The organism is Mycolicibacterium brumae (assembly GCF_025215495.1).
Taxonomy (GTDB): Bacteria; Actinomycetota; Actinomycetes; order Mycobacteriales; family Mycobacteriaceae; genus Mycobacterium; species Mycobacterium brumae.
Genome location: NZ_CP104302.1, coordinates 2,728,678 through 2,754,449, shown reverse-complemented (window position 1 = coordinate 2,754,449; position 25,772 = coordinate 2,728,678). Strand labels below are relative to the sequence as shown.

At 67.8% G+C, this 25,772-nt stretch carries 24 protein-coding genes and 2 pseudogenes; 13 read left to right on the top strand and 13 right to left on the bottom strand.

Annotated features, from left to right (window positions below; genetic code table 11):
* Nucleotides 1–4: 4 nt before the first annotated feature.
* Nucleotides 5–1,192: an AAA family ATPase gene (locus tag L2Z93_RS13420; RefSeq protein WP_090586301.1), complete on the bottom strand. Its 1,188-nt coding sequence runs from the start codon at nucleotides 1,190–1,192 to the stop codon at nucleotides 5–7.
* Between the two features lie 547 nt (nucleotides 1,193–1,739).
* Between L2Z93_RS13420 and L2Z93_RS19310 the strand changes: the two are divergent.
* The 5 genes and pseudogenes from L2Z93_RS19310 to L2Z93_RS13395 all read left to right on the top strand — a co-directional run.
* Nucleotides 1,740–4,325: pseudogene (locus tag L2Z93_RS19310) on the top strand (ATP-binding cassette domain-containing protein); the annotation flags it as partial.
* Entirely contained in the window at nucleotides 4,302–5,123 is an 822-nt protein-coding gene (locus L2Z93_RS19305; RefSeq protein ID WP_370745851.1) for a sensor domain-containing protein, read from the top strand. The pseudogene L2Z93_RS19310 and the gene L2Z93_RS19305, both read left to right, overlap by 24 nt.
* 130 nt (nucleotides 5,124–5,253) lie before the next feature.
* Nucleotides 5,254–5,952, top strand: a complete 699-nt coding sequence (locus L2Z93_RS13405; RefSeq protein ID WP_090586298.1) for an LppX_LprAFG lipoprotein — start codon at nucleotides 5,254–5,256, stop codon at nucleotides 5,950–5,952.
* Nucleotides 5,953–5,983: 31 nt separating this feature from the next.
* Nucleotides 5,984–6,355 (top strand): DUF4189 domain-containing protein, encoded by a 372-nt coding sequence (locus tag L2Z93_RS13400; protein ID WP_090586177.1) that lies wholly within the window; start codon nucleotides 5,984–5,986, stop codon nucleotides 6,353–6,355.
* Between the two features lie 100 nt (nucleotides 6,356–6,455).
* Nucleotides 6,456–7,805 (top strand): MFS transporter, encoded by a 1,350-nt coding sequence (locus tag L2Z93_RS13395; protein ID WP_090586173.1) that lies wholly within the window; start codon nucleotides 6,456–6,458, stop codon nucleotides 7,803–7,805.
* A 3-nt stretch (nucleotides 7,806–7,808) separates the two neighbouring features.
* Here L2Z93_RS13395 and L2Z93_RS13390 read toward each other — a convergent pair whose 3' ends face one another.
* From L2Z93_RS13390 to L2Z93_RS13380, 3 genes are all read right to left on the bottom strand, one after another.
* The gene (locus tag L2Z93_RS13390) at nucleotides 7,809–9,629 is read right to left on the bottom strand and encodes a pyruvate kinase (protein ID WP_090586170.1); all 1,821 of its coding nucleotides are present in this window, start codon (nucleotides 9,627–9,629) and stop codon (nucleotides 7,809–7,811) included.
* Nucleotides 9,630–9,701: 72 nt separating this feature from the next.
* Nucleotides 9,702–10,913, bottom strand: a complete 1,212-nt coding sequence (locus tag L2Z93_RS13385; RefSeq protein ID WP_090586166.1) for an MFS transporter — start codon at nucleotides 10,911–10,913, stop codon at nucleotides 9,702–9,704.
* A 97-nt stretch (nucleotides 10,914–11,010) separates the two neighbouring features.
* A complete protein-coding gene (locus tag L2Z93_RS13380; protein WP_090586162.1) occupies nucleotides 11,011–11,574 on the bottom strand; it encodes a TetR/AcrR family transcriptional regulator in 564 nt (187 codons plus the stop codon).
* Between the two features lie 107 nt (nucleotides 11,575–11,681).
* On the opposite strand from L2Z93_RS13380, the gene L2Z93_RS13375 reads away from it, so the two are divergent.
* The 4 genes from L2Z93_RS13375 (at nucleotide 11,682) to nrdE (ending at nucleotide 15,541) form a co-directional block, all read left to right on the top strand.
* The gene (locus L2Z93_RS13375; protein ID WP_090586159.1) at nucleotides 11,682–12,227 is read left to right on the top strand and encodes an NAD(P)H-dependent oxidoreductase; all 546 of its coding nucleotides are present in this window, start codon (nucleotides 11,682–11,684) and stop codon (nucleotides 12,225–12,227) included.
* Between the two features lie 410 nt (nucleotides 12,228–12,637).
* Entirely contained in the window at nucleotides 12,638–12,892 is a 255-nt protein-coding gene (locus L2Z93_RS13370; RefSeq protein WP_090586156.1) for a redoxin NrdH, read from the top strand.
* Nucleotides 12,893–12,950: 58 nt separating this feature from the next.
* A complete protein-coding gene (nrdI, locus tag L2Z93_RS13365; protein ID WP_090586154.1) occupies nucleotides 12,951–13,406 on the top strand; it encodes a class Ib ribonucleoside-diphosphate reductase assembly flavoprotein NrdI in 456 nt (151 codons plus the stop codon).
* Entirely contained in the window at nucleotides 13,373–15,541 is a 2,169-nt protein-coding gene (gene nrdE / locus L2Z93_RS13360; protein ID WP_090586151.1) for a class 1b ribonucleoside-diphosphate reductase subunit alpha, read from the top strand. Before nrdI ends, nrdE begins: the two co-directional genes overlap by 34 nt.
* A gap of 82 nt (nucleotides 15,542–15,623) precedes the next feature.
* Here nrdE and L2Z93_RS13355 read toward each other — a convergent pair whose 3' ends face one another.
* Nucleotides 15,624–16,613, bottom strand: a complete 990-nt coding sequence (locus L2Z93_RS13355) for an LLM class flavin-dependent oxidoreductase (protein WP_090586147.1) — start codon at nucleotides 16,611–16,613, stop codon at nucleotides 15,624–15,626.
* On the opposite strand from L2Z93_RS13355, the gene L2Z93_RS13350 reads away from it, so the two are divergent.
* On the top strand, nucleotides 16,591–17,262 hold the full coding sequence (locus L2Z93_RS13350; RefSeq protein ID WP_090586143.1) for an alpha/beta hydrolase: 672 nt from the start codon (nucleotides 16,591–16,593) through the stop codon (nucleotides 17,260–17,262). The two genes, L2Z93_RS13355 and L2Z93_RS13350, sit on opposite strands and share 23 nt — an antisense overlap.
* A 70-nt stretch (nucleotides 17,263–17,332) precedes the next feature.
* Here the strand turns inward: L2Z93_RS13350 and L2Z93_RS13345 are convergent, their stop codons facing one another.
* The 4 genes from L2Z93_RS13345 to L2Z93_RS13330 all read right to left on the bottom strand — a co-directional run bounded on the left by L2Z93_RS13345 (nucleotide 17,333) and on the right by L2Z93_RS13330 (nucleotide 19,259).
* Complete coding sequence (locus tag L2Z93_RS13345) at nucleotides 17,333–17,635, bottom strand: hypothetical protein (RefSeq protein WP_090586141.1); 303 nt, start codon at nucleotides 17,633–17,635, stop codon at nucleotides 17,333–17,335.
* 9 nt (nucleotides 17,636–17,644) lie between these two features.
* Entirely contained in the window at nucleotides 17,645–18,463 is an 819-nt protein-coding gene (locus L2Z93_RS13340; protein WP_234786012.1) for a helix-turn-helix domain-containing protein, read from the bottom strand.
* Nucleotides 18,436–18,825 carry a VOC family protein gene (locus L2Z93_RS13335; RefSeq protein ID WP_090586138.1) on the bottom strand — a complete coding sequence of 130 codons (390 nt, stop codon included), beginning with the start codon at nucleotides 18,823–18,825 and terminating at the stop codon, nucleotides 18,436–18,438. The genes L2Z93_RS13340 and L2Z93_RS13335 overlap by 28 nt, the downstream gene beginning before the upstream one ends.
* Before the next feature lie 62 nt (nucleotides 18,826–18,887).
* Complete coding sequence (locus L2Z93_RS13330; RefSeq protein ID WP_090586135.1) at nucleotides 18,888–19,259, bottom strand: DUF5997 family protein; 372 nt, start codon at nucleotides 19,257–19,259, stop codon at nucleotides 18,888–18,890.
* 29 nt (nucleotides 19,260–19,288) lie between these two features.
* On the opposite strand from L2Z93_RS13330, the gene L2Z93_RS13325 reads away from it, so the two are divergent.
* Complete coding sequence (locus L2Z93_RS13325) at nucleotides 19,289–20,017, top strand: LysR substrate-binding domain-containing protein (protein WP_090586132.1); 729 nt, start codon at nucleotides 19,289–19,291, stop codon at nucleotides 20,015–20,017.
* A gap of 79 nt (nucleotides 20,018–20,096) precedes the next feature.
* On the opposite strand, the gene L2Z93_RS13320 is transcribed toward L2Z93_RS13325, so the two are convergent.
* Together L2Z93_RS13320 and L2Z93_RS13315 are read right to left on the bottom strand one after the other, a co-directional pair.
* Nucleotides 20,097–21,275, bottom strand: coding sequence for an aromatic amino acid lyase (locus L2Z93_RS13320; RefSeq protein ID WP_090586129.1), 1,179 nt, complete (start codon nucleotides 21,273–21,275; stop codon nucleotides 20,097–20,099).
* Between the two features lie 10 nt (nucleotides 21,276–21,285).
* Entirely contained in the window at nucleotides 21,286–22,368 is a 1,083-nt protein-coding gene (locus L2Z93_RS13315) for a hypothetical protein (RefSeq protein ID WP_128111823.1), read from the bottom strand.
* Nucleotides 22,369–22,577: 209 nt separating this feature from the next.
* Between L2Z93_RS13315 and L2Z93_RS13310 the strand changes: the two genes are divergently transcribed.
* Nucleotides 22,578–23,264 carry a phosphonatase-like hydrolase gene (locus L2Z93_RS13310; protein WP_090586124.1) on the top strand — a complete coding sequence of 229 codons (687 nt, stop codon included), beginning with the start codon at nucleotides 22,578–22,580 and terminating at the stop codon, nucleotides 23,262–23,264.
* Nucleotides 23,265–23,318: 54 nt separating this feature from the next.
* Here the strand turns inward: L2Z93_RS13310 and L2Z93_RS13305 are convergent.
* Together L2Z93_RS13305 and L2Z93_RS13300 are read right to left on the bottom strand one after the other, a co-directional pair.
* A pseudogene (locus L2Z93_RS13305) lies at nucleotides 23,319–24,473 on the bottom strand (DUF5690 family protein).
* A gap of 59 nt (nucleotides 24,474–24,532) precedes the next feature.
* Nucleotides 24,533–24,700 carry a hypothetical protein gene (locus L2Z93_RS13300; RefSeq protein ID WP_162561862.1) on the bottom strand — a complete coding sequence of 56 codons (168 nt, stop codon included), beginning with the start codon at nucleotides 24,698–24,700 and terminating at the stop codon, nucleotides 24,533–24,535.
* A gap of 229 nt (nucleotides 24,701–24,929) precedes the next feature.
* Between L2Z93_RS13300 and L2Z93_RS13295 the strand changes: the two genes are divergently transcribed.
* The gene (locus L2Z93_RS13295) at nucleotides 24,930–25,625 is read left to right on the top strand and encodes a M24 family metallopeptidase (protein WP_234786011.1); all 696 of its coding nucleotides are present in this window, start codon (nucleotides 24,930–24,932) and stop codon (nucleotides 25,623–25,625) included.
* The last annotated feature ends 147 nt before the right edge of the window (nucleotides 25,626–25,772 follow it).

Genomic DNA, 25,772 nt, shown 5'->3' with positions numbered 1-25,772 from the left:
ACCGTCAGCGTGAACCCCACTGCCACGGTGGGAGTTCCAGCATGCCCAGGCCCTCGATCCGGGTTTCGCCGAGGTCCTTGCGCAGGCGCACCTCGATATTGTCGTAGACCGAGGCGTCGGCGACCGGGACCACCTCCAGCGCGGCGCACAACCGCTGCGAATGGGTGACCACCAGCACCTGGGTGCTGCGCGCGGCGGCGGCGATCAACGCGCCCAACGGCCCGAGCAGATCCGGATGCAGACTGGTCTCGGGCTCGTTGAGCACCATCAGCGACGGCGGTTCCGGGCTCAGCAGTGCGGCCGCCCACAGCAGGAAACGCAGTGTGCCGTCGGATAATTCGGTGCTGCGCAGCGATCGCAGCATGCCGGGCTGGGACAGCTCGACGTCGAAGAGCCCGTCGCGCACCGCGACCGACACGGTGGATCCCTCGAACGCTTCGGAAACCGCTGCCGCGAGATCGTCTGCGCCGACGCCGGTTTCGATGATGGTCTGCAACGCTGCCGCCAGGTCGCGGCCGTCGTCGGCGAGCACCGGGGTGCGGGTGCCGACCTGTGGAAGCCGGGCCGGGGCTCCGGCGTCGGCCCGGAAACCATCGTAGAAACGCCAGCTGCGCAACCGATCCCGCACCGCGGCGAGCTCCGGCAACGCCGACGGCTGGGCGTACTCGGCCAGCAGGCTGCGGTAGGTCGGCAGTCCCTGGGTCAGTTTGGCGAATTCGCCGTCGTCGCCGCGGGCGGCGGCGTACGGGCCGTCGCGATGCGCCAGCGTGCCGGCCGGGCGCAGCACCGGACCGGCGAAGACCGCCTCCCGCTTGATCTCCGGGTCGCGGCCGAACTGTGAGCCGATCCCGGCGTAGACCGGCAGGCCCAGATCGATCAGGTAGCCGAAGTCGTCGGCGGCGTACCCCAACGCGAGCGACACCGACTCTCGGCGCACGGTGCCCTCGGTCCGCCCCGTTCGTCGCGCGCCGCCGAGACGCTCGGGGCCCGCCCACAGCGCCGAGTTCAGCCCGCCCTCGCGGGCCAGCGAGCCGATCACCTCGCCGCGACCGCAGTCGGCCAGCAGCCGCAACGCCCGATAGGTGCTGGACTTGCCGGACCCGTTCGCACCGGTGATCACGGTCAGTTGCCGCAGCGGCACCGCCAGCTCGCGCAGCGACCGGTACCCGTGCACGGCGACGGTGTTGAGCATGGTTCGACGGTAGCGGGCGGCGCCGACAAGCCACCAGCGTCGTGGCCCGCTCGGTCCCCACAGATCGGGCTGCGGCCGTTTGCGCCTACGCGTGATCCGGGCGACCACCAGGAAGGTGGAGGCGCCGAGACTCGGCAATACCAGCGGCAGGCTGAACAGCAGCCACTTCGAGCTGCCGTCGCCGTGGGACGGGTCGAGGCCCAGGAGCAGTCGCTTCTCGCCGGAACCGCAGCTCACCGTGAGTTCGCCCCGGTCGTAGGGGCGGTCGCGATCGCCCGGCGCGGTGGGGGAGCCCATTGCGGCTGCTGCCCCCACGGCGGCTGCCGCCAATACCCGGTATGCGGGCGATAGCCGTTGCCCATTGCGTCCTTGGCGCCCACAGCCAGGTCCATCATCGTGAATTGCGTCGTTGCGAAGCCTGAAGGCCGCGCAGACCACCGTCGGGCGCCGATTTCGCCCGAATTAGAGGTCTGTAGGTCACCGAAGTGATGACAGGATGATGCCCAGCCGGGGCTAGGGGTCCGCGGCCTATCGCGAAGGGGAGTTCATGGGGATGGCAAACAGCGCGCCGCCGTTGACGGTGCACTGGGGCACACGCAGCCACACCTTCACACCGACCGCGCAGGTGACGGTGGGGCGCAATCCGACCTGCGACATCGTCATCGATGACAACCCGGAGCAGCAGCGGGTCTCCCGCGAGCATCTGGTGCTGCGTGTGGACGGGGATCACTGGGTCGCCGAGGACCGCAGCCGTAATGGTGTCTTCGTCGACGGCGTGCGCACCCCGCGGCTGGACATTGTCGGCGAGTCCACCCTGAACCTCGGAGCGGTTGACGGACCGCGGCTGAGCTTCGAACTCGGCACCGGGGTTGTGCGGGTCGCCGACCTGCGCGCCGGCGGCGGCCGGCCGGCCGCCGGATCGCCGTCGGCGCCGGCGACGTCCGGATTTCCGGCCCCGCCGAACGCCGGCCCACCGTCCGGACCGTTTGCCGGGCCGCGCCCGCCGGCGCCCGGCCCGCGGGCGCGGCCGCCGAGCCGGCCCACCCCGCCCAGCGGCCCACGGCCGCCGCAGGCGGGGGCGCCGCCCCAGGGTCCGCCGCAGTCGGGCATGCCTGCCCAGGGCATGCCGCACCGACCCAATATGCGGGTGCCGGCGCCACAGGACGACAACGAATCGTCCATGCGGGTCACCACCGTGGTACGACGGGTGCTGCCGCAGCGCGCGGTGACGCCACCGGCCGGAGCGGTGTCCATCGGCCGCGCGTCACAGAGCGGCATTGTGGTCCCCGACGCGTTGGCGTCGCGCACGCATGCCTTCCTGACCGCCACGCCGGCCGGGCCGGAGATCCGCGACAATCGCTCCGGCAACGGCACTTTCGTCAACGGCCGGCGCATCGAAGCAGCGCTGCTGCACGCCGGCGACGTGGTCACCATCGGCAACACCGACCTGGTGTTCGACGGGACGACCCTCGCGGTGCGGGAGAGCACCGCCGACAGCGCCGGCATCGGCTGCTATCGGGTGGGGCTGACCGTCGACGACGACAAGAGGCTGCTCGAGGACGTGTCCTTCACCGCGCGGCCGGGCACCCTGACCGCGGTCATCGGCCCCTCCGGCGCCGGCAAATCGACGCTGATCCGGGTGCTCGGCGGCGGCAACCGGCCGACCACCGGCTGGGTCAGCTTCGACGGCCACGACGTGCACGCCGAGTACGCCTCGCTGCGTTCGAGGATCGGCGTCGTCCCACAGGACGACGTGGTGCACCGTCAGCTGACGGTCAAACGCGCGCTCGACTACGCCGCCGAACTGCGGCTGCCATCGGACACCACCAAGGCCGACCGCGACGCCGTGGTGACCCGGGTGCTCGACGAACTGGAGCTCACCGGCCACCGGGACAAGCGCATCGACACCCTCTCCGGCGGACAGCGCAAACGCGTGTCGGTCGCGATGGAACTGCTGACCGGCCCGCTGCTGCTCATCCTCGACGAGCCGACGTCCGGCCTGGACCCGGCGCTGGACCGGCAGGTGATGGCGATGCTGCGCCGGCTGGCCGACGCCGGCCGCGTGGTCGTGGTGGTCACCCACTCGCTGACCTACCTGCGGATGTGCGACCAGGTGCTGCTGCTGGCCCCGGGCGGAAAGACCGCTTACGCCGGCGCGCCGGACGACATCGCCAAGGCCACCGGCACCACCGACTGGGCCGACATCTTCGCCTGGGTCGCCGCCGAACCCGAAGCGGCGCACCAGGCCTTCCTGGCCCGCGCCGGGATCACCGCGCCCCCGGAGCCGGCGGCCGCCGGGGGAGCGGTCGGCAAGCCCGCGCAAACCAGTCTGCGTCGCCAGGTCTGGACGGTGGCGCGCCGCCAGGCCCGGCTGATCGTCGCCGACCGCGGCTACTTCGCGTTCCTGACCGCGCTGCCGCTGGTGCTCGGCATCCTGGCGCTGGCGGTGCCCGGATCCACCGGTCTCGGCGAGGCCAAGGCGTCGGGATCCGCGCCCGCCGAGCCGGCCCAGCTGCTGATCCTGCTCAATATCGCCGCGGTGTTCATGGGCACCGCGCTGACCATCCGCGACCTGGTCGGCGAGCGAGCCGTGTTCCGCCGCGAACAGGCCGTCGGCTTGTCCGCGTCGGCGTACCTGGGCGCGAAACTGCTGGTCTACAGCCTGGCCGCAGCACTGCAGACCGCGGCGCTGCTGGCCATCGTGGTGCTCGGCAAGGGTGGTCCGACCCAAGGCGCGACCACGGTGGGCAACCCGGTGTTGGAGCTCTACCTCGCGCTCACCCTGACCGCGGTGGTCTCGGCGATCGTGGGCCTGCTGTTGTCGTCGCTGGCCCGTTCCACCGAGCAGGTGCTGCCGATGCTGGTGGTGGTCATCATGCTCTCGATCGTGTTCGCCGGCGGGATGATCCCGGTGACCGGCCGCGTCGGGCTGACCCAACTGTCCTGGTTGATGCCGGCCCGCTGGGGTTACGCCGCCACCGCGTCCACCGTCGACCTGCTGACCGTGGCTCCGCTGGAAACCAGCGACGACCTGCTCTGGTACCACACCGGCAAGTGGTGGACGCTGGACATGTCCATGTTGGCCGCGCTCGGGCTGGCATATCTGACGATGCTGCGCTGGCGGCTGCGGTTGCCCAGCTACGAGATCACCGGCGGCCCGGCGGCGTCGGAGAACACCGGCGCGACCAGCGCGGCGGTCAAGGCCGCCCGCCGCCGCAAGGTCGCCGGCTGGGGGCTGGCCGGCTGCGGCATCGTGGCGGCCGTCGCGATGCTGGCCACCCTGACCAACGTCACCAGCGGCAGCGGCACCCGGGCCATCGCCCCGATCATGCGGGACCAGGACGACGAGGAAGAAGAGGTGCTGGCGACCTACACCGCCGACCAGCTGCCGGACCTGCTGGCGCCCGCGGATTCGATCGCCTCGCAGATGTGGTCGCGGGCGATGGCCGACGCGACGCCGATGCCGATCACCGAACCGCACACCACCCCGTCGGACCCGCCGCAGTGCGCGCCGGCGGTCTACCCGGCCAGCGCGGTCGCCTACACCAAGGAATCCGGCATGCAGGCGCTGGTCGGCCAGCGGATCGTCGACCTTGACGATCCGAACCGCAGCGTGGAACAGGTGGTCAGCGCGTTCGCCAGCGCCGACGACGCCGCGATGTTCCAGGACCGGCAGCTGTCGGCCTGGCGGCGCTGCGAGAACACGACGGTCAGCATGGCCAACAGCGCCGGCGAGCCGGCGGCGGCCAACCTGGGGTCGGCGCTGTCCGAGGACGGGAGGGCGACGCTGTCGCTGCTCGTCGGCGCGCAGGTCTGCCAGCGCGCGCTGGAGGCCCGGTCCAACGTGGTGATCGACGTGCGGACCTGCGCCCCGGCTCCCGGGAATCAAGCCAGCGCGATCGCGTCGCTGATTTCCGGCCAGATCACCTGAGCCGAATATTGGCGTCATGGACCGCGGTTGAGCCCGGTTAGGCTCGCTTCGAGGCGATACCGCAGACCGGTGTCGACACCGAGTTTCACACCCGCCGCAGTGGTTGCGGTTCGACAAGGAGGAGACATTCATGAAGGTAGGGCTGCGCATCGCAGCGGCCGCGCTGGTCGGGGGCTTCGCCCTCAGCGCCTGCACCGGCGGCTCGTCGACCGGCTCCGGTGAGGACCCCGCCGCCACGGTCAAGGCGTCCGCGGAGGCCATGGGCGAGGTGACCGGCGCGCACGTGCTGCTGACCAGCGACGGGCAGGTGCCGAACCTGAAGGCCAAGCGGCTGGAAGGCGATCTGTCCACCAAGCCGGCCCCGGCCGCCACCGGAACCGTCACCCTGGACATGGGCAGCCTCGGCGAGGCCACCTCGAAGTTCGTCTACGTCGACGGCAGCCTGTACTCCGATGTCGCCGAGCCCGGCACGTTCGTCAACTACGGCGACGGCAACTCCATCTACAGCGTCGCGCTGGTGCTCGACCCCGAGCGCGGACTGGCCAACCTGCTGAAGAACTTCCAGGACCCCAAGGAACAGGGCAGTGAAGCCGTCGACGGCGTCGAGGCGACCAAGATCAGCGGCACCGCGTCGTCCAACGACGTGATGGTGATGGCCGGGTCCCGGATGGGCCCGCAGGACGAGATTCAGCTGCCGACCACGCTGTGGATCGCCCAGGACGGCAGCAACCACCTGCTCAAGGCCGAGATGGAGCCGGTGCAGGACGCCACCGTCACCCTGGAATTGTCCGAATTCGGCAAGCAAGTCACCGCCGAGAAGCCCGTCTAAGCGAACACTGCGGATCAGAGAGGAACGAAGAATGACCAAGAAGACACTTCGCCATCGGGCCGCAGTCGCCGCCGTGGCGATCGCCGCCTCCGCGGCCGCCCCGCTGGTGCTGGCCCCGACCGCCTCGGCGGCCTCGGGCTTCGGCGCCATCGCCTACGCGCCCAACGGCGCCTCGGGGTGGGCGGTGCGCTACGGCAACCGCGGCGCCGCCGAGCAGACCGCCCGGAACTACTGCGGCTACACCGACTGCAAGGTGCTGACCTCCTTCGTCGGCGGCTGCGGCGCGGTCGCCTACAACGGCTTCACCTACCAGGGCGGTGGCGGCGCCACCCTGGCCGAGGCGCAGAACGACGCGATGGGCCGCCTCGGTGGCGGTTGGATCGACTCCTGGGCCTGCAACTAACCAGATTGACAACCGGCGCCGAGTGGGAATCCCGCTCGGCGCCGGTTTCTTTTGCGGTTCGCGCGGTGTGCGGCGGACGCCATCGGGGTAGCCTCCCGAAATGAGCGACACGGCAGCCGGCCCCACCTATGCGCCGACCTCCACCCGTCGCGCTGTCCTGAACACCATGAAGGGTTCGGCCGGCAACCTCGTCGAGTGGTACGACGTCTACATCTACACCGTGTTCGCGTCGTACTTCGAAGCCCAGTTCTTCGACGAGAACGACGCCAACTCGACGGTCTACATCTACGCGATCTTCGCGGTGACCTTCATCATGCGTCCGTTCGGATCGTGGTTCTTCGGCCGCATCGCCGATCGCCGCGGCCGCCGGACGGCGCTGGTCATCAGCGTCAGCGTGATGTCGGCGTGCTCGTTCCTGGTGGCGGTGATGCCGACCCGGGACAGCATCGGCGTCTGGGCGGCGGTGATCCTGATCTTCGCCCGCCTGGTCCAGGGGTTCGCCACCGGCGGGGAATACGGCACCTCGGCGACCTACATGTCGGAGGCGGCGACGGCGAACCGGCGCGGGTTCCTGTCGTCGTTCCAGTACGTCACCCTGGTGGGCGGCCACGTGCTGGCCCAGCTGACCCTGCTGATCATGCTCAGCTTCGTCGACGTCGAGGCGATGAAGGACTGGGGCTGGCGGGTTGGGTTCTTCATCGGCGGCATCGCCGCGCTGGTGGTGCTGTGGATCCGGCGCACCATGGACGAATCGCTGAGCGAGGCGCACCTGGCGGAGATCCGCGAGGGCAAGGACCCCGGCGCCGGCTCGCTGAAGACGCTGTTCGTCACCCAGTGGCGCCCGCTGCTGCTGGTTTTCCTGATCACCGCGGGCGGTACGGTCGCGTTCTACACCTACAGCGTCAACGCCCCGGCGATCATCAAGTCCAGTTTCGGGGCCGACGGAGCCATGACCGCCACCTGGATCAACCTGTTCGGCTTGATCTTCCTGATGCTGCTGCAGCCGCTGGGCGGCCTGCTCAGCGACCGGGTGGGCCGCAAGCCACTACTGGTCGGCTTCGGAATCGGCGGCGTGCTCTACACCTATGTGCTGCTGACCTATCTGCCGCAGGCGACCTCAGCGCTGACCGCGTTCCTGCTGACCGCCATCGGCTACATCATCCTGACCGGCTACACCTCGGTGAACGCGATCGTGAAGGCCGAACTGTTCCCGGCGGAGGTGCGCGCCTTGGGCGTCGGCCTGGGCTACGCGTTCGCAAACTCGGTGTTCGGCGGCACCGCGCCGATGCTGTTCCAGGCCGCGAAGTCCGGCGGGCGCCCCGGCTGGTTCATCGTCTACGTCACCGCCGTGATCTTCGTCAGCCTGCTGGTCTATATCTTCGCGCTGAAGAACAAGGCGATCACCGTGCTGGACCGGGAACAGGGCAACGCCTGGGTCCGAACATCGTGACCCCTAAGGGGTGTCGCCGACGGCCGCGGCGGGGGATTCCCAGGACCGCAGCGGGCGCAGCAGCGCGGTTTTCTTGTCTTGGTGGCCGGTCATCCGGGCCAGGATGTCGCACAGCGCGCGCACCGCGTCGGCGATGTGCGCGCCCTTGTTCAGCATCACGCATTCGGCCCGCTGGGCCAGCGCCGCGTCGCTGATCTCGGCCCGCGACGGCACCCCGGACTTCGCCAGCTGCTCGAGCACCTGGGTGGCCCAGACGACCGGGATGTGGGCGGCCTCGCACAGCCACAGGATCTCCTCCTGCACCTCGGCGAGCCGTTCGTAGCCGCACTCCACGGCGAGGTCGCCGCGAGCGATCATCACCCCGACCCGGCGTCGGCGCATGGCGGAGAGCAGCAACTGGGGCAGGTTCTCGAACGCCCCCCGGTTCTCGATCTTGAGCACCACGCCGAGGTCCGAGGCGCCCAGTCGATCCAGCTCGTCGAAGAGCTGCTCGACGTCGGCGGGGTCCCGCACGAAGGAGAACTGCACGATATCGGCCAGGGCGACGATCTCGGCGAGGTCGGCGCGGTCCTTGTCGGTCAGCGCGCTGATCCGCAGGTCGGTGTCCGGGACGTTGACTCCTTTGCCGGCGCGCAGTTTCGCCTCCTCGAGCGGAGCGTCGACGCGGACGTCGAAGGATGCGTGGGCCACTTCGACGATCCGGCCGCTGATCTTGCCGTCGTCGAAACACACCCGGTCGCCGACGCCGGCGCAGTCGAAGACCTCGGGCAGCGTGCACCCGATGCGCGCCGGTTCGGCCGACGCTGGCGCCGGACTGAGGTCTCGGGTGACGCGCAGGGTGTCACCGGCGCGCACCCGCAGGAACTGGGTGACGGCGGGCAGCTCGCCGATCACGCTGGCGCCTTCCTCCCCGACAACCTTCAGCTGCGTGCCGGTTCCGAGGTAAACGGTCTGATCACAGCTGACCACCACGCCGACGGGGCAGATCTGCTCGACTTCCAGCCACCGCCGAGACCTGCGGGTGTCGCGGAGTTCGATGATGTCCCCGGCGCGCAGCCGGCGCAGCCATCCGCCGCCGACGGGGACGGTGGGCAGTCCGGGCCGCGGACTCGGCGCCGGGGCGCCCGCTGAGGTCAGCCAGGCCCGAGCCGCGACCAGCACTTCGCCGCGGGCGTCGCGGGTCGGGCGCAGCCGGATGATCTGGGGGCCGGGTTCGATCGGCCCGGTGCGCAATTTCGGTCCGGCGAGGTCCATGGCGATCAGACAGTGCCGTCCGGTGTGGTCGGCGATCTGCGCGGCGATCGCCCGCCAGATCTGCGCGTCATCGTGGGCGCAGTTGATCCGTGCGATTTCCATCCCGCTGTCCAGCAGGCCGGCGACCAGGGTCGGGTCGGTGGCGGCCTGGGTGGGCATGGTGACCATGATGCGGGCGGCCCGCCCGGCCGGGCGGGGTCCGAGCAGGTCCTCGGCATTGCGGTTCAGCACCCGGGCGCCCTCGGCGAAATCGGCGGTGGAGGCCGACAGGGGCGCCGCGCCAAGCATCTGGCTCAGGGCCAACGCCACCGCGCGCAGACTCTGCTGGACGTGTGCTTCGGCGCTCTCCAAGGAATTCAGTCCGAGGCCGGCCAGCCGTCGCTGCAGATCGCGGACATCGACCTGGCGCATCGCGCAGTACCGCGCCAGGTTCAGGGCGCCGTCCCGGTGTTCGGGCGCCACCCGGTCGATCCACGGCTGCCACTCGGCTGCCGCGGAATCCAGGTGCTCCAGCAGCAGGTTGACGTCGTCAAGGGCGGATTCGAGCAGGGCGGGGCGCTGCGAGGACATAACCGCGACGCTAGCCACAGCGGGTGTCGGGGCGATGAATGGCGCTGGTCGCCCGGATATCCGCTGGACGTCTCAGCTGTCGTTGCCGACGGTGATCGCCTCGGCCTGCTCCTCGAGTTCCTCCAGCGGATCCTCGGGATCGTCGATACCGGCGAGATGACTGCGGCTGGCGGCCAGCACGATCGCGCCGAGCAGCACCGCCGCGGCGCCGACCCAGAACGGCAGGTGCATGTTGAACCGCTCGCCCAGGAAGCCCGCGAGCCAGGGCGCGAGCGCCGCGCCGCCGAACCGGACGAAGCTGTAGGCGGCCGAGGCCACTCCACGCTCGACCGGTGCGGCCTTCATCACCGTCTCGGTGACCAGGGTGTTGTTGACGCCGATGAACAGGCCCGCGACGACGACGCAGCCCGCCAGCACGGCCTTGTGATCGGTCGCCACGGCCATCACCGCCAGCGTCGCGCTCATCAGCAGCAGGTTGACCAGCAGAGTCGGCAGCGTGCCGAACCGACGCTGCAACCGGGGCGCCGCCACCACCGAGGTGAAGGCCAGCGCGAGGCCCCAGCCGAAGAAGATCAGCCCGATCTGATGGGCGTCCATGTCCAGCGGGAACGGGGTGAAGGCGAGCAGCGTGAAGAAGCCGAAGTTGTACAGCAGCGCAGTCATCGAGACGCCGAACAGGCCGCGGTGGCGCAGCGCCCGAATCGGGTCCAGCACCGAGGTGGTCTTGGGCGCCGGAGGAGTGCTCGGCAGCAGCAGTGCGGTGACGACGACGGCGACGGCCATCAGGGCAGAGACCCCGAAGAACGGTCCGCGCCAGGAGATCGAGCCGAGCACGCCGCCGACCAGTGGGCCGACCGCGATGCCCAGACCGAGCGCGGCCTCGTAGAGGATGACCGCCTGGCCGACCGAACCGCGGGCCGCGGTGACGATGGTGGCCAGGGCGGTCGCGACGAACAGCGCGTTGCCCAGGCCCCAGACCGCGCGCCAGCCGACGATCTCGGTGACAGTGCTGGACATGCCGGCCAGACCGGCGCCGATGATGATGATGACCAGGCCGAGCAGCAGGGTCTTCTTGGCGCCGATGCGGCTGGCGATTGCGCCGGTGATGAGCATCGACACGCCCATCACCACCATGTAGCTGGTGAACAGCAGCGAGACCTGCGACGGGGACGCGTCGAGATTGTCGGCGATTGGTTTCAGGATCGGGTCAACGAGGCCGATGCCCATGAATGCGACGACGGATGCGAAAGCCACGGCCCACACCGCCTTGGGTTGACGCCACATCGGGGGAACCCCTCTCTATCTATCTCTATAAGTAATGTTATGTAGTTTATCAAACAAACTCTAGCCCTGCGATCTGACAGGTTGCTGTGCGTTGCGGTCAGTGGCCGCACAACTTGGCGGCCAGCGATGCCCAGGCGCGGATCTGGTGGTCCTCGTCGCGGCCTTCGTGGCATAGCGCTTCGACGTACTCCGGGTTGAGCAGCGCGGTGAGCGCGTCGGCCTGTGCGTCGAGGTCGCCGGAGCTGCCGGCGGCGGCCAGCAGGATCCGCACGTGCGCGCGGATCACGGTCTCCGGCGGGGATTGACGGTGGTGTGGCGCGGCGCGGCCGGCGGCGATCAGCAACGCGTGGTGGCGGTGGGCGTACCGGATCCGATGCTCGCCAAAGGCTCGTAGCCGTTCCAGCGGCGGCGCCCCGGGTCCTAGCGGCGGATCGCCGAACAGAAACGCCCGCTGGCTGAGGCGCTCCTCGTCGTCGAGCAGCGCCGCCATCAGGTCCGCGCGGCTGCCGAACCGGCGGAACAAGGTCCCCTTGCCGACGCCGGCCGCCGCGGCGACCTGGTCCATCGAGACCTGACCGGGCCCGTGTGCGGAGACCAGTCGACGTGCGGCGTCGAGCACGCGCGCGCGGTTGCGCGCGGCGTCGGCGCGTTCGGGGGCCATGATGGCGAGTTTAAACCAAGGCGGAATAAACCGGACTAAAGTCCGGTTAGCTATGGCTGACTACCGGGAACGGCCCGGGCATCGAACTTTCATGAAGGAGCACAACCATGTCGAACACCCGGATCCTGATCCTGCTGGGCAGCCTGCGCGCGGACTCGGTCAACCTCAAGCTGGCAGAGCTCGCCGTGGCGTCGGCGCCGGACGGGGTCGACGCCGAGATCTATCTGGGCGGCTTGGACGCGGTGCCGTTCTACAACGAGGATCTCGACGTCGAGGCCGCGCGCCCGGAGGCCGCCGTGCGGCTGCGCGCGGCGGTCGGCGCCGCCGACGCGGTGTTGATCGTCACTCCCGAATACAACGGTGGCCTGCCCGCGGTGGTGAAGAACGCCATCGACTGGCTGTCTCGGCCGTACGGCGACAGTGTGCTCAGTGACAAGCCGGTCGCCGTGATCGGCGCGGCGGCTGGACGCTTCGGCGGGGTTTGGGCGCACGACGACGCCCGCAAATCGCTCGGCATCGCCGGCGCCCGGGTGGTCGACGAGGTGAAGCTGTCGCAGCCACTGTCGGCCCTGGACGGCCGCCACCCGCGCGAGAACGCCGAGACCGCCGCCGCGGTTCGCGACGCCGTCGCGCAGTTGGCCGGTTTGCTGTAACCGGACAGGGGGCGTCCGTGTGGTTGTCGCGCGGACGCCCTGTCGGTGGTCGCTGCTAGACATAGGGGTGCGGGCGTTCGGTGAGCACCGTCATCGGCGTGTTGTGACCTGCGACACGCCGATGAAACGCCCGGAGAGGTGGTTACGACCTGGGAATTTCACGAATGTTGTTCAGAACATCTTGTACCTCTTCGCATTGTCGGCCACTAGGTGTAGTGTCTGAGGCACCAACAGGCCACAAGTGTCCAGCATGATCAAGCCGGTTGAAACCGAGTCTCCGTCCACCGGGGAATCCGGGGTCAGCGGCCCGATCACCAGGGGATTCGACGGCCGGGAGGTACGCGGGAGGGCGGCAGCGCCGGACCGCAAACCCAGTCCGTAAGAATTTCGCTGAGGGGAGCCTGCCAGTTATGAGCCAGTCGTCGATCACCGTGTACACCAAGCCCGCGTGCGTGCAGTGCAACGCGACCTACAAGGCGCTGGACAAGCAGGGCGTGGCCTACGAAATCGTCGACATCACCGTCGACACCGAGGCCCGTGACTACGTGATGGCGCTGGGCTACCTGCAGGCGCCGGTCGTGGTTGCCGGCAGCGAGCACTGGTCGGGCTTCCGCCCGGACCGGATCAAGGCTCTGGGTGCCACCGCGGCGGTCGCGACGGCCTAGCCGCCGCGGCGCGAGCCGACTGCGCGCCGTCGATCAATCCGGGGGGAAGGGGAGCGTCATGACGCAGATCGTCTACTTCTCCAGCGTGTCGGAGAACACCCACCGCTTCGTCCAGAAGCTGGGTTTGCCGGCCACCCGGATCCCGGTGCGCGGGCGAATCGAGGACGGTCTCATCACCGAGCCCTACGTCCTCATCCTGCCGACCTACGGCGGCGGCCGGGCCAACGGCCCGGATCCCGACGCCGGGGGATACGTCCCCAAGCAGGTCATCGCATTTCTGAACAATGAGCACAACCGGTCGTTGTTGCGCGGCGTGATCGCCGCGGGCAACACCAACTTCGGGGCCGAGTTCGGCTATGCCGGCGACGTCGTCGCCCGCAAGTGCGGCGTCCCCTATCTCTACCGCTTCGAACTCATGGGAACCACCGACGACGTCTTCGCCGTCCGGGAGGGACTCGAGAACTTCTGGAAGGAACAGGCGTGCCACCAACCGTCACAGCTGCAGAGCCGGTAACCAACAGCGTTCATGCGCTGCCGGGGGAGACCGACTACCACGCGCTCAACGCGATGCTGAATCTGTACGACGCCGACGGCAAGATTCAGTTCGACAAGGACGTGCTGGCCGCTCGGGAGTACTTCCTGCAGCACGTCAACCAGAACACCGTGTTCTTCCACAATCAGGACGAGAAGCTCGACTACCTGATCCAGAAGGATTACTACGAGCGCGAGGTGCTCGACCAGTACAGCCGCAACTTCGTCAAGACGCTGCTGGACCGGGCCTACGCCAAGAAGTTCCGCTTCCCGACGTTCCTCGGCGCGTTCAAGTACTACACCTCCTACACGCTGAAGACCTTCGACGGAAAGCGCTACCTGGAGCGCTTCGAAGACCGCGTGGTGATGGTGGCGCTGACCCTGGCCGCCGGCGACACCACGCTGGCCGAGCGGCTGGTCGACGAGATCATCGACGGCCGCTTCCAGCCGGCCACCCCGACGTTCCTCAACTCGGGCAAGAAGCAGCGCGGTGAGCCGGTGAGCTGCTTCCTGCTGCGCATCGAGGACAACATGGAGTCGATCGGCCGCTCGATCAACTCCGCCCTGCAGCTGTCCAAGCGCGGCGGCGGAGTCGCGTTGCTGCTGTCCAACATTCGTGAGCACGGCGCGCCGATCAAGAACATCGAGAACCAGAGCTCGGGCGTCATCCCGATCATGAAGCTGCTGGAGGATTCGTTCTCCTACGCCAACCAGCTCGGCGCGCGTCAGGGCGCCGGCGCGGTCTACCTGCATGCCCATCACCCGGACATCTACCGGTTCCTGGACACCAAGCGGGAGAACGCCGACGAGAAGATCCGGATCAAGACGCTGAGCCTGGGCGTGGTGATCCCGGATATCACCTTCGAGCTGGCCAAGAACAACGAGGACATGTACCTGTTCTCGCCGTACGACGTGGAAAAGTTCTACGGTCTGCCGTTCGCCGACATCTCGGTGACCGAGAAGTACCACGAGATGGTCAACGACGCGCGGATCCGCAAGACCAAGATCAAGGCGCGCGAGTTCTTCCAGACCCTGGCGGAACTGCAGTTCGAGTCCGGCTACCCGTACATCATGTACGAGGACACCGTGAACCGCGCCAACCCGATCGCCGGCAAGATCACCCACTCCAACCTGTGCTCGGAGATCCTGCAGGTGTCCACGCCGTCGATCTACAACGAGGATCTGACCTACGCCCATGTGGGCAAGGACATTTCGTGCAACCTGGGATCGCTGAACATCGCCAAGGCGATGGACTCGCCGGACTTCGCTCAGACCATCGAGGTGGCCATCCGGGCGCTGACCGCGGTCAGCGATCAGACCCACATCACCTCGGTGCCCTCGATCGAGAAGGGCAACAACGACTCTCACGCGATTGGCCTGGGGCAGATGAACCTGCACGGCTACCTCGCCCGGGAGCGCATCTTCTACGGTTCCGAAGAGGGTGTGGACTTCACCAACATCTACTTCTACACGGTGCTGTTCCACGCGCTGCGCGCCTCGAACAAGATCGCCATCGAGCGCGGACGCCGCTTCGCCGGGTTCGACGAGTCCAAATACGCCTCCGGTGAGTTCTTCGACAAGTACACCGAGCAGGTGTGGGAGCCGGCGACCGACAAGGTGGCGACGATCTTCGCCGACGCGGGGATTCACATCCCGACCCAGGATGACTGGAAGCGGTTGAAGGAGTCGGTGCGGGCGCACGGCATCTACAACCAGAACCTGCAGGCCGTCCCGCCGACCGGGTCGATCTCCTACATCAACCACTCCACCAGCTCGATTCACCCGGTGGCGTCCAAGATCGAGATCCGCAAGGAAGGCAAGATCGGCCGGGTGTACTACCCGGCGCCGTATCTGACCAACGACAACCTGGAGTACTACCAGGACGCATACGAGATCGGCTACGAGAAGATCATCGACACCTATGCCGCGGCCACCCAGCACGTGGACCAGGGGCTGAGCCTGACGTTGTTCTTCAAGGACACCGCCACCACCCGGGACGTCAACAAGGCGCAGATTTACGCCTGGCGCAAGGGCATCAAGACGCTGTACTACATCCGGTTGCGCCAGATGGCACTGGAGGGGACTGAGGTGGAGAATTGCGTCAGCTGTCAATTGTAGTGACGCAAGTGGATTGTGCAGCGTCAGAATAGATTTCGCGGGCCAGGGGAGATTTCCCCCTGGCCCGCGTCTCATTTGGTTGTCAGACCCTCGCGTTCTTGTGGCGCCCGGCCGTCGTCGGGGAGACGGCTGCCCGGACGGCGGGGACCACCTCGTCGGTCCAGCGGCGCAAGGACCGCTCGTCGTGAGCTTCGCCGGGGCGCACCAGGTAGTTGAACGCGACGGCCCCGCCGTCGAGCACTGCGAAGGTGAGTTCCTCCACCCACTGGGCGACTCCGCCGCCGGCCCAACGGCCCTCGCTGTCTCGAGTCTGCGCGGTGGGGACCGGGGCTGCGGTCACCGGGCCGGCGGTCAGGTAGACGATCCCGACTTCGTCGGCGCGGCGGTCCACCGACGACGCGGCTTCCCCGATGACCCGTCGCCCCGACGCCACCAGCTCGCTTCGCCAGTCGGCGGCGTGTGGGGGAATCCAGCCATCGGCGTTGCGACCGACAACGGCCAACCCCTTCGGCCCACCGACACCGACCCAGATCGGCGGAGTGCTGACCGGAGCCGGCGCCAGGTCGTTGAGCTGGTAAAACTCTCCGTCGAAGGTGACTGGATCGCCGCCGCCGGTGAGCGCCCGCACGACGAGGATCGCCTCCTCCACGGCACGAATTCGCGCGCCCGGGCGCAGGATTGGCAGGCCGAACGGGTCGAGTTCCGCCGGCGTTCCGTTGGCTCCGAACGCCATGATCGCGCGGCCGCCGGAGTGCGCGGACAGGCCGGCGACCGTTCGGGCGAGCATCGGCGCCGGTCGGGCGAACAGGTTCGTGCAGATCACCGCGCCGCTGATGGTGGAGGTTGCGCCTAGCAGAAACCCCAGCGTCGCGTACGCGTCGACTCGGTTCGCGGCCGCCGGGTGGTCGCCGATACTGAAGAAGTCGATACCCGCCCGGTCGGCGTCCTGGGCGCTGGCGGAGGCCGGATTCGTGGTGGCCGCGTTCGACGCCTCCTTCCAGGGCGACAGCGGCGGGGATCCCCGACAGGTCGAGGACGCCGGTTTCCGGGTGAGCGACTTCAGCTTCGTCATCGACTATCTGGTGACGCAACCGTTCGTGGACGCCGACAAGATCGGTGTGCTCGCCATTTGCGGTGGCGCCGGGTACGCGGTCGCGGCCACCAAGATCGACCGGCGGATCAAGGCGCTGGGCACCGTGGTGGGCAGCAACGTCGGACGGTTGATGCGGGAAGGATTCTCCGATTATGACCCGATGGGCATGCTGGAGGCCATCGCCGCGCAGCGCACCGCCGAAGCCCGTGGGCAGGCCGAGCAGCAGATCAATGACCTGTTGCCGCCGTCGCCGGATGCCGCTAAGGAGGCCGGCGTCACCGATATCGACATCGTCGAGGCCGCCGAGTACTACAAGACCCCGCGCGGGCAGAAGCCGGGCGGCAAGACCAGCTTCAATTTTGCCCCGCAGGCGAACCTCGCCGACTGGGACGCCTACGACCGCGTCGAGGTGTTCCTCACCCAGCCGCTGTGCGTGGTGATCGGCGACAAGGTCGGCGCATTCGCCTCGCAGCGCCTCAGCATGGAGCTCTACGGCCGAGCGGCGTCCAAGGACAAGCAGCTCGTCGTCGTCGAGGGCGCCTCGCACTACGACCTCTACGAACAGCCCGGACCGACGAAGAAGGCGCTGGAGGACCTGGTGCCGTTCTACCGCAAGCACCTGGGCTGAGCGCCCGAACCAAACGATGAAGCGGGGCCGATCACCGTGGTGATCGGCCCCGCTTCCTCGTTCGCTGGGACTACTCCTCGGAGCCTTGAACGGCTTCGACCCGGTCATCCACGCGGTGCTGCGCCTCGTCGAGCACACGGAGCTTCTCGTTGCGCTTCTCGTTCGCGGGCGCGGCGGCGCCGCGAGCGCCTTCGGCCTCCACCCGCGCGGCGCCCTCGCGGCGTAGCAGGCTGGCGTTCTTCTCCCGCGCGGCCCGCAGCTCGCGTTGCAGCTCCTTGAGCTGGCTGTAGTCCATCCGCTCCAGGGCTTCGGGATGGCTCCGGGCGACGAGCGAGTCTTCTTCGGCGGTCAGGTTCACGTGGTGGTTGCTCACCAGAGCTTCCTACCGCACCGATGCGGTTGCCGGAGTGAATTCCCCGGCGAGTTGGGTGAGAAACTCCGACGGCGACATGCCCAAGAAGGCACGCACGTCGCGGCTCAGATGCGCCTGGTCGGCGTAGCCGTGGCGGGCGGCCACGTCGGCGGCGGGCGCTCCGCCGCGCAGCGCGGTCAGCGCGCCGTCGAATCGCACCAGGCGGGCGGCTTGTTTGGGGCCCATGCCGTATTCGGCGGTGAACCGGGTGGTGAGGTAGCGCGTCGACCAGCCGGAGCGTTCGGTCAGCTCGGTGACGCTGATCCGCCCGCCGGTCTCAACGATGCGCCGCCACGCCGCGGCGGCGTCCGGTTGGGCGCCGCGGCGCCGATCGTCGTCATGGCCGAGGTGTCGTGCGACGGTCTGCCTCGCCTGCGACGCCCGGTCCGCGACGGCCGCCAGCGACACCCGGTCGATCAGCTCTCGGGAGAACTCGGGCGCCAGATCCGCGAGTTCGACGGCCTGCGAGGACAATTCGGCGACCGGCAGGCCGAACAGCGAACGTACCCCGTCGGGGGTGAGCTCGAGTTGCACGCCGATCTGAGAGCCGTCGTGCACGATCCGGTAGGGCTCGTGATGCAGACCGCCCAGGCACACCCGGAACCTGGTGCGCCCGGCCAGACCCGGGCCTTCCAGGTCCAGACCGGGTCCCAGGTCGACGACCAGGGTGACCGTCGGGGACGGGATGCCGAGGTGCGTGCCGGGCGCCGCGCCGGTCACCTGATAGCCGACCGCGGACCGCAGCAACGGCGGCGCGCCGCTCAGCCGGCGTACGTCCCAAAGCTCCACGAATTGCCCTCGGGGTCGGCGACAGTGAATCCTCGTGACCCATAGTCCTCCTCGGCCATGTCCCGCACCATCCTCGCCCCGAGTTCCTGAGCGCGGGCATAGACGGCGTCCGGGTCGGTGACCACCACGTACACGTTGCCGCTGCCGGTCGGGGCGTTGAACTCCGATTTGCGGCACGATGAGTGGACCATGACCCGACCTCCGTCGGGCCACAGCATCTCCGAATGCACCACCTCGCCGTCGCCGTCACCCTCGACGAGGATGCCGTCGTCGAAACCGAGGCGGCGCAGCCATTCCCGCTGCGCCAGCGCGTCGTCGTAGGTCAGGCCGGGCCAGATATTGACGTCCTTGCGTGTGTTCATGACTCCACCCTCCCAGCGCGCGGCGCGCGGCGCTTGAAGGAATCGGCACGAACGCGCCGGCGTCAGCTCTTCCGGGCGTCCTTGAGCCGGCGCTGCTCGGCGAGCACCTCCTGGTAGCTCTCGCGTTCGGCGACCAGCCAAGCCGGCATCTCCTGCAGCAGCGCGTCGATCTGCTCGGTCGTCATCGCCTTCTCCACGCCGCCCCGACCGAGGCCGGCGATCGAGACGCCCAGCTTCGCGGCCACCAGGTTCTTCGGATGCGGCCCGAGTTTGCGCAGATCGGCCAGCCACTGCGGCGGGTCGGCCGCCAGCGCGGCCAACTCGTCGCGGGTGATCGGGTTCGCCTGGAACTCCTCGGGTGTCGCGGGCAGGTACACGTCCAGCTTCTTGGCCGCCGTGGCGGGTTTCATGGACTGCGCGTTCGGCCTGCTCATACCCGTCAGCGTATCGGTAGCCTGAGGCGGTGAGCGCGCCCTCTCTGACACTCGGGTACGTGCCTGGCGCGACGCCGGCGAAGTGGGCCCGGATCTGGGCGCAACGCCATCCCGATGTCGAACTCGAGCTGCGCCCGGTCGCCGCGGCCGCGGCAGCCGAGGCGGTGCGTGCCGGCGCTGTCGACGTCGCGTTGCTCCGCCCGTCCGCCGACACCGAGGGACTGGCCGTCATCACGCTGTACGAGGAGACGACGGTCGCCGTCGTCCCGGTCGAGCACCACCTGTGCGCCGCCGACGAACTCGCCGCCGCGGACCTCGACGACGAGCCGACCCTGCTGCCCCTCGACGACGTCGTCGGCTGGCGTGACGCGCCCGGAGTGGTCGCGGCGCACCGGCCCGAAACCACCGGCGACGCAATCGAACTCGTGGCCGCCGGGATGGGCGCGCTGATCGTTCCGCAGTCCCTGGCTCGGCTGCATCACCGCAAAGACCTCGGCTACCGCCCGATCGTCGACGCGCCGACCTGCCCGGTCGCGCTGGCTTTCCCGGCGGGCCGGCCCTCAGAACTCACCGACGAGTTCGTCGGGATCGTGCGGGGCCGCAAGGCGGGATCGTCGCGCGGCCAAGCCGAACCCGCGCCGAAACGCACCGCGCGGGAGAAGACCCTGGCCAAGCAGGCCGCCCGCGCGGCGGCCGGCAAGGCGGCCGGGAAGGTCGCCCGCACGCCCGGCAAACAGGGCCGCGGCGGGCGCCGCTGAGGTTGGCGCTCCGTGGATAGCGGGTGGAGCTGCTCCGACGGGAAGTTTCACCGCCGCCGCCAACCACCGGTTCGGCGGGTCAGAGTGCCAGCTTCGGCGCCAATAATTGGGATTCTTTGACTGCGGTACCTAGAGGACCAGATCGCCGGCAACGATCGGAACCCGGCGCGACGGTCGACGTCGCGAGGTCAAGCAGTGAATCCAACCGATCGAGGACGCTCGCCAATGTGCGGGCGGCGACCAGGCTCAAGTCGGCTACGTCTTCGACGCCGCGAGACTCCTGAAGGGAGAAGTGGGTGGGTATCGAGAACGCTGCTATTTCACGGAGCAACGCCTCGGCGATCTTTGTGGGCTGCAGGCGGGCGCGGGCGTCGGTCGCGTCAGCCGCCGTCGCCGCATGGATCGCGGCTTTGAGATAGGTGCCGGTCTGTGCGCTGGTCTGTATTGCTTGGCTGAGGGCACCTGTGAGGCGGTAATCGAGGAAGCTCGATTGGCTATGTGCAGTGACCGGGTCCTCGGGGGAGAATCGGAAAATTGGATTGCAACTTGGTGTGGAAAGACGATCAAGTAGAGCGGTAAAAAGATTGTCGACAGAGCGCTCGATCTGGAGTGTTATCGGAGTGATGTCCCGCAGGGTAACCGGACGCTGATTCCTCCCGGGGGAGGCCGCTTCGGAAACGGATTTGATAATATCGATAGATTCAGCAGTGAGTGCACTGAAATGGTCCGATACGACTAATCCAGCCGCGGTTGAAACGAAATGACCGTTGATGAGAGCGATCAGGTCGCCCCGGTGCGAGAGGTCAATAACTCCTCGATTGCGCAACCCCTCAACAAACCAGGCGCCAGGAACGACGTCGCCACTGCCGTAGCTAGTCATCCAGTTGCCCGACCACGACAAGCTATCAGGCGCGCCGGAGAGGGCTATGAGTCGTTCGTGTGTTTCAGGGTGAATCCCACTGCCGCCGCGGGAGAGCTGGGTGAGTTTCACTCGATTGAGGAGCAATCCCCACGCGGATGGGAACTCGACTACCGGCCCGACGAGATGTGCATCCAACAGTTGACGCTGGTCGGAGAGTAAGGCCGCCGTGCTGTCGAGGTGTCCCAATAGGGTGGTGAAACCATAAATTGGAGGGCAACTGGGGTCGTCAAGAAGTGTGTTAACGGCGGCGCGTTCCCTTGCGATCAAGTCAATTGCCTCAGATGAGCTGCCTGCCTCCAAGAGGGCCTGAATCTGCTCCACGCGGCCGCCATTCATGCTCGTAACCCTACCGGCGGCGAAACGCGAGCAAGCTCAGCAGGGTGACTGCGAGGACTGCGCACACCAAGAAGTAATCAGCATCGCTATGTCGCATCCAGAAGAAGAAGCCGTCGTCACCGCCAGGTGCGACATCGACAGCTCCGGAGTGAGCGGTGCCGATCAGCGAGAGGGAGATATCGACGACAGCGAGGAAACCCAGCACCAGGAGGATCGACTGCACGGCCGACTGGTATCGGGATTCGATTCGTGTTCGGAGATTGGATAACTGGTGAGCGGAATCCTGCACTCTGTCGAGTAGGCGACCAACGAATCTATCGTAGTCCCAGGCTTGGAGGAGGGTTTCTGCCACTTGTCGACGTGCCCCTTGTACATTTCGGATCAGGTCGTCGAGGAGTAATTGGTGAGAGCTCGCCTCGATCTCGACGCGTGAAGTCTCGTGCGCAATAGCGCGAACTTCGCGCCGTCGTGGCCGGTGCTGGGCAGACATGATTCGGGCGAAGGTCTGGTCATTGCGTTCGACGATGACCGACGCGTCGTGCCAGATGTGTTGTGCGTCCACGATTCCACGGACCACGTGATGGCGTCCGCTGGTAGAAAGATGTTCCCATCCTCGAACGAGTCCGTTTCCCCAACCCAGGACGGCCGTGACCCGTTCACCAGCGCTGGATTCATCTAGTTCCACGGTTTGGTTTCCCGGACCCATCCATTGCATTGGGGGCTCGTGTTCTTCACTGAGTAACGCGTATCGGGCCACCCACGGAAACTCGTATTCCGCGATGCCGCTGTGAATGGAAGCGATGCGACGACCGATACTACTTAATGTGTTCTCCAAGCTGACGACATCATCGAAATCGTCCACCGCGCCAACGATCTCCATTGCGAAGTACTCGCGGCTGCCGACCTGACAACGGCCGACGACATCGAGATCGAACCGATCGATCGCGATGTCGGTGCTCAGGTCGGTCCAGTACTGGCGAAGCAACCTCGGATCACTTGACCCGCGTGACTGAAATGGGACGGCGGCTAACGGTGTTGAGGCCAGGTTCACACCATCAGACTCGGCGCGCGGCAGCACCAGGAGGAATCGCATGGGTTGACAGCCTAGGGGCACACGTCGATCTCTGATTGCGGGACTTCGTCCTGGCGAGAACTGCTCCCGGATGTGCCCGTGGCCGTCATTCCAACTGGGGTCGGATGTTCGCGCAGACTTCACTTTCAGCTGAGGTGGCCCATACTTCCGCCGGTAGGATTCAGGCGACTCTATCCAGCTCGAATCTCAAACCCTCCGAGGGATGTCCAATGATTTCGCTCGTCGCGCTCGACATGGCCGGCACCACCATCGACGACGGTGGGACGGTGTACGACGCGCTGGAGCAGTCGGTCGTCGAGGCCGGCGCCAGTGTCGCTCCGGCGGACCTGCAGACCTGGATGGGCACCGACAAGGTGGAGGCCATCACCGCGCTGCTGCGGCTCGGCGATGTCACCCCGACCGACGAACTGGTCGCGGCAACGTTCGACCGGTTCCGCCAGTTCCTGCGGCTGGCCTACGGAACCAACCCGCCGACGGCCATCGAGGGCGCCGAGGCCGCGCTGTCGGAGCTGCGCCGCCGCGGCGTGAAGGTCGCGCTGACCACCGGCTTCGACGACGAGGTCGCCTACCCGCTGCTGGAGGCGCTGGGCTGGACCATCGGCAGCGGCGCCGACTGCACCGTCGACGCCGTCGTCACCACCTCCGATGTGCCCGTCGGCCGACCCGCGCCCTACATGATCTTCCGGGCCATGGAGGCCACCGGCGTGCAGAACGTCGCCGAGGTGCTCGTCGCCGGCGACACCGTCGTCGACATCCAGGCCGGCCGCAACGCCGGCGCGGTCGCCTGCGGCGTGCTCACCGGCAAGGCCGACCGCGCCACCCTGGAGGCCCAGGACTACGACCACCTGCTCGGCAGCGTCGCCGAAATCCCCGGGCTGCCCGAGCTTTCCGCGTAGCCGACACCACAGCGGCCCCCGCCGATTGGCGGGGGCCGCTTCCGTCGGTTGAGGCTAGGCGGCCGGTTTGGCGACCTTGGTCTCCAGCACGGTCGGGACCAGTTTGGTGCGGAAGTAGCCCATCGCGAGCAGGAAGAACACCACGCACACACCACTGGTGACGAACGCGCCGGTGAGGAACACCGTCAGCCACGGCACGTCGGCGGCGAAGAAGTTCTTGTACACCAGCAGCGTCACCGTGCCCAGGTAGCCGGACGCGTCGGCCACGTAGATCATGAAACCGGCGGTGGCGATGGTCTTCGTTGCGGCGATCATCCGCTCGAAAAGCATTGCGCCGAAAGGCATGTAGCCGATGTACAGGCCGGCGCCGGTGCCGATCATCAACCACAGCGGGGACACCACACCGGTGATGTAGCCCAGTGCGGAAAGCCCCATCAGCGCCGCGCCGACCAGGCTCATCGCCTGGATGGTGAGGAACGCCTAACGGTTGTTGCGGATCAGCACCAACGCGGCGAAGGCCAGCAGGGTGATGATGGCGACCGGAATCTCGCTCTGGGTGAGCACCGCCGGGTCGCCGTCGAAGCCGAGGCCGGCCCAGATCTCGACGGCGAAATCGTCTCGGAAGTCACGGAACACGGTCAGCAGGATGTAGCCGGCGATCAGCAGCGACAGGCCGGGCAGGTACCGGGTGAGGAAGGCCTTGTGCTGCGCGCCGTTCATCGGGCGGCGTTCGGTGCGCGCGGCGATGTCCTCGACGTTCGGCGGGGGCAGTTTCGACAGACAGTACACACTGACGAACAGCAGGGGCAGGAACAGCGCTCCGGTGGCGGCCGGCATCCAGAACTGGTCGACGCCGGCGTTCATCAGCCACACCGCGACCGACTTCACGATGCCCGAGGGCACGATGAAGCTCGCGCTGAGCATCGCGCCGAGGACCTCGGTGGTGCGCCGGCCCTCCAGGAACCCGAACACCAGGCCCCAGATCAGGCCGAGCGGCAGGCCGTTGATGAACAGCGCCACGAACTTCCACTCCATCGGCAGCACCGCGAACAGCACCAGGCCGAGCAGGGAGATGCCGATCAGCACCAGGATGGCGGGCGCCCGGCGGCTGGGCCGCATCTCCGAGATCACCTTGATGCCGATCACCTTCGACAGCGCGTAGCCGAGGATCTGGGCGATGACCAGGGTCTCCTTGAAGCCGAAGTCGATGGTCCAGCCCAGTGCGGCGGCGTCGCTGTATTTGGAGGCGCATAGGGCTTGCGGAACGCCTACATCGAGAAGTACACGCAGAAGGCGGTCAGGCCGCCGAAGAGCACGAACGCCAACGTGTTGGCGCGCTCCAGCCGGGTGGTCAGCCAGGACTGCTTGATGGGTTCAGGCTGGGAAATCCCGTCAAGCCTGCGGTCGGGTTCTTGGGCGGGCGCTTGCAGCGTCATAGGGGTTGTTCCGAATCGTGGGGGATCTGGGTGAGAGCGTGTATCGCTCGGCTCAAGAATCAGGCCTTGATTCGGTGATATCGACTGTGTTTCAAACCATTTCCGGCAGATGTTCGCCCGGATCACCGGATTGTCGTCACGAGTTCCCTGCGACGTCACCCGTCGTCCACCTCGGCGGAAACGGCCGGTCCGGGGCGCGGCGACCGGGACGCCGAAATACGCTGTCGGTGTGGACAGCAAGCCCGACGAGGATCAGCGCGCCGCTCGGCTCCTCGACGCGCAGCGCAAGGCCGAGCAACTCTTCGACGAGGTCGGCGCCAGGGGACTGGTGCGACCTGGGATCGGTGAACGCGCGCTGTCCGACGAGATCCGCGACCTGGCCGCCGAGCTGCTGGGCGTGACCCGGCACTGGCACAAGCGGATCGTGCGGTCCGGGGAGAACACCGTGGCGATCTACCGGGAGAACCCGCCGGACCGGATCATCGGCGACGACGACATCGTCTTCCTGGACTTCGGCCCGCTGTTCGAGGAGTGGGAGGCCGACTTCGGCCGCACCTATGTGCTCGGCGACGACCCGGTGAAACTCGCGCTACGCGACGACCTGCCGCGGATCTGGGCGGCCGGCCGCGCGCACTACGAGGCCAGCCCGGACATCACCGGTGAGCAGTTGTTCGAGCACGTCGTCGCGCTGAGCCGGGAGGCCGGCTGGGAGTTCGGCGGCGTCATCGCCGGGCACCTGGTGGGGGAGTTTCCGCACGAGAAGATCTCCGGCGACGAGGTGGCGTCCTACGTCGCGCCCGGCTCCACGTCGCCGATGCGTCGCGTCGACCGGCAAGGCCGCCGCTGCCACTGGATCCTGGAGGTCCACCTGCTCGACCCGCAGCGCCGGTTCGGCGGTTTCCACGAGGAACTGCTGGACCTGTAGCGCGTGTTGCGAAGGTGGCTGGTGTTATGCAGGCGGGTTTCGTTGCGCGCCCCGGCCGCAGCAAGGATCTCCCGAGCGTGCGCGCAGGCCCCATTTTGCCGACGAGCGTGCGCGTAGGTTCACCCCGGCCTGGGCGTTTGCGGACCT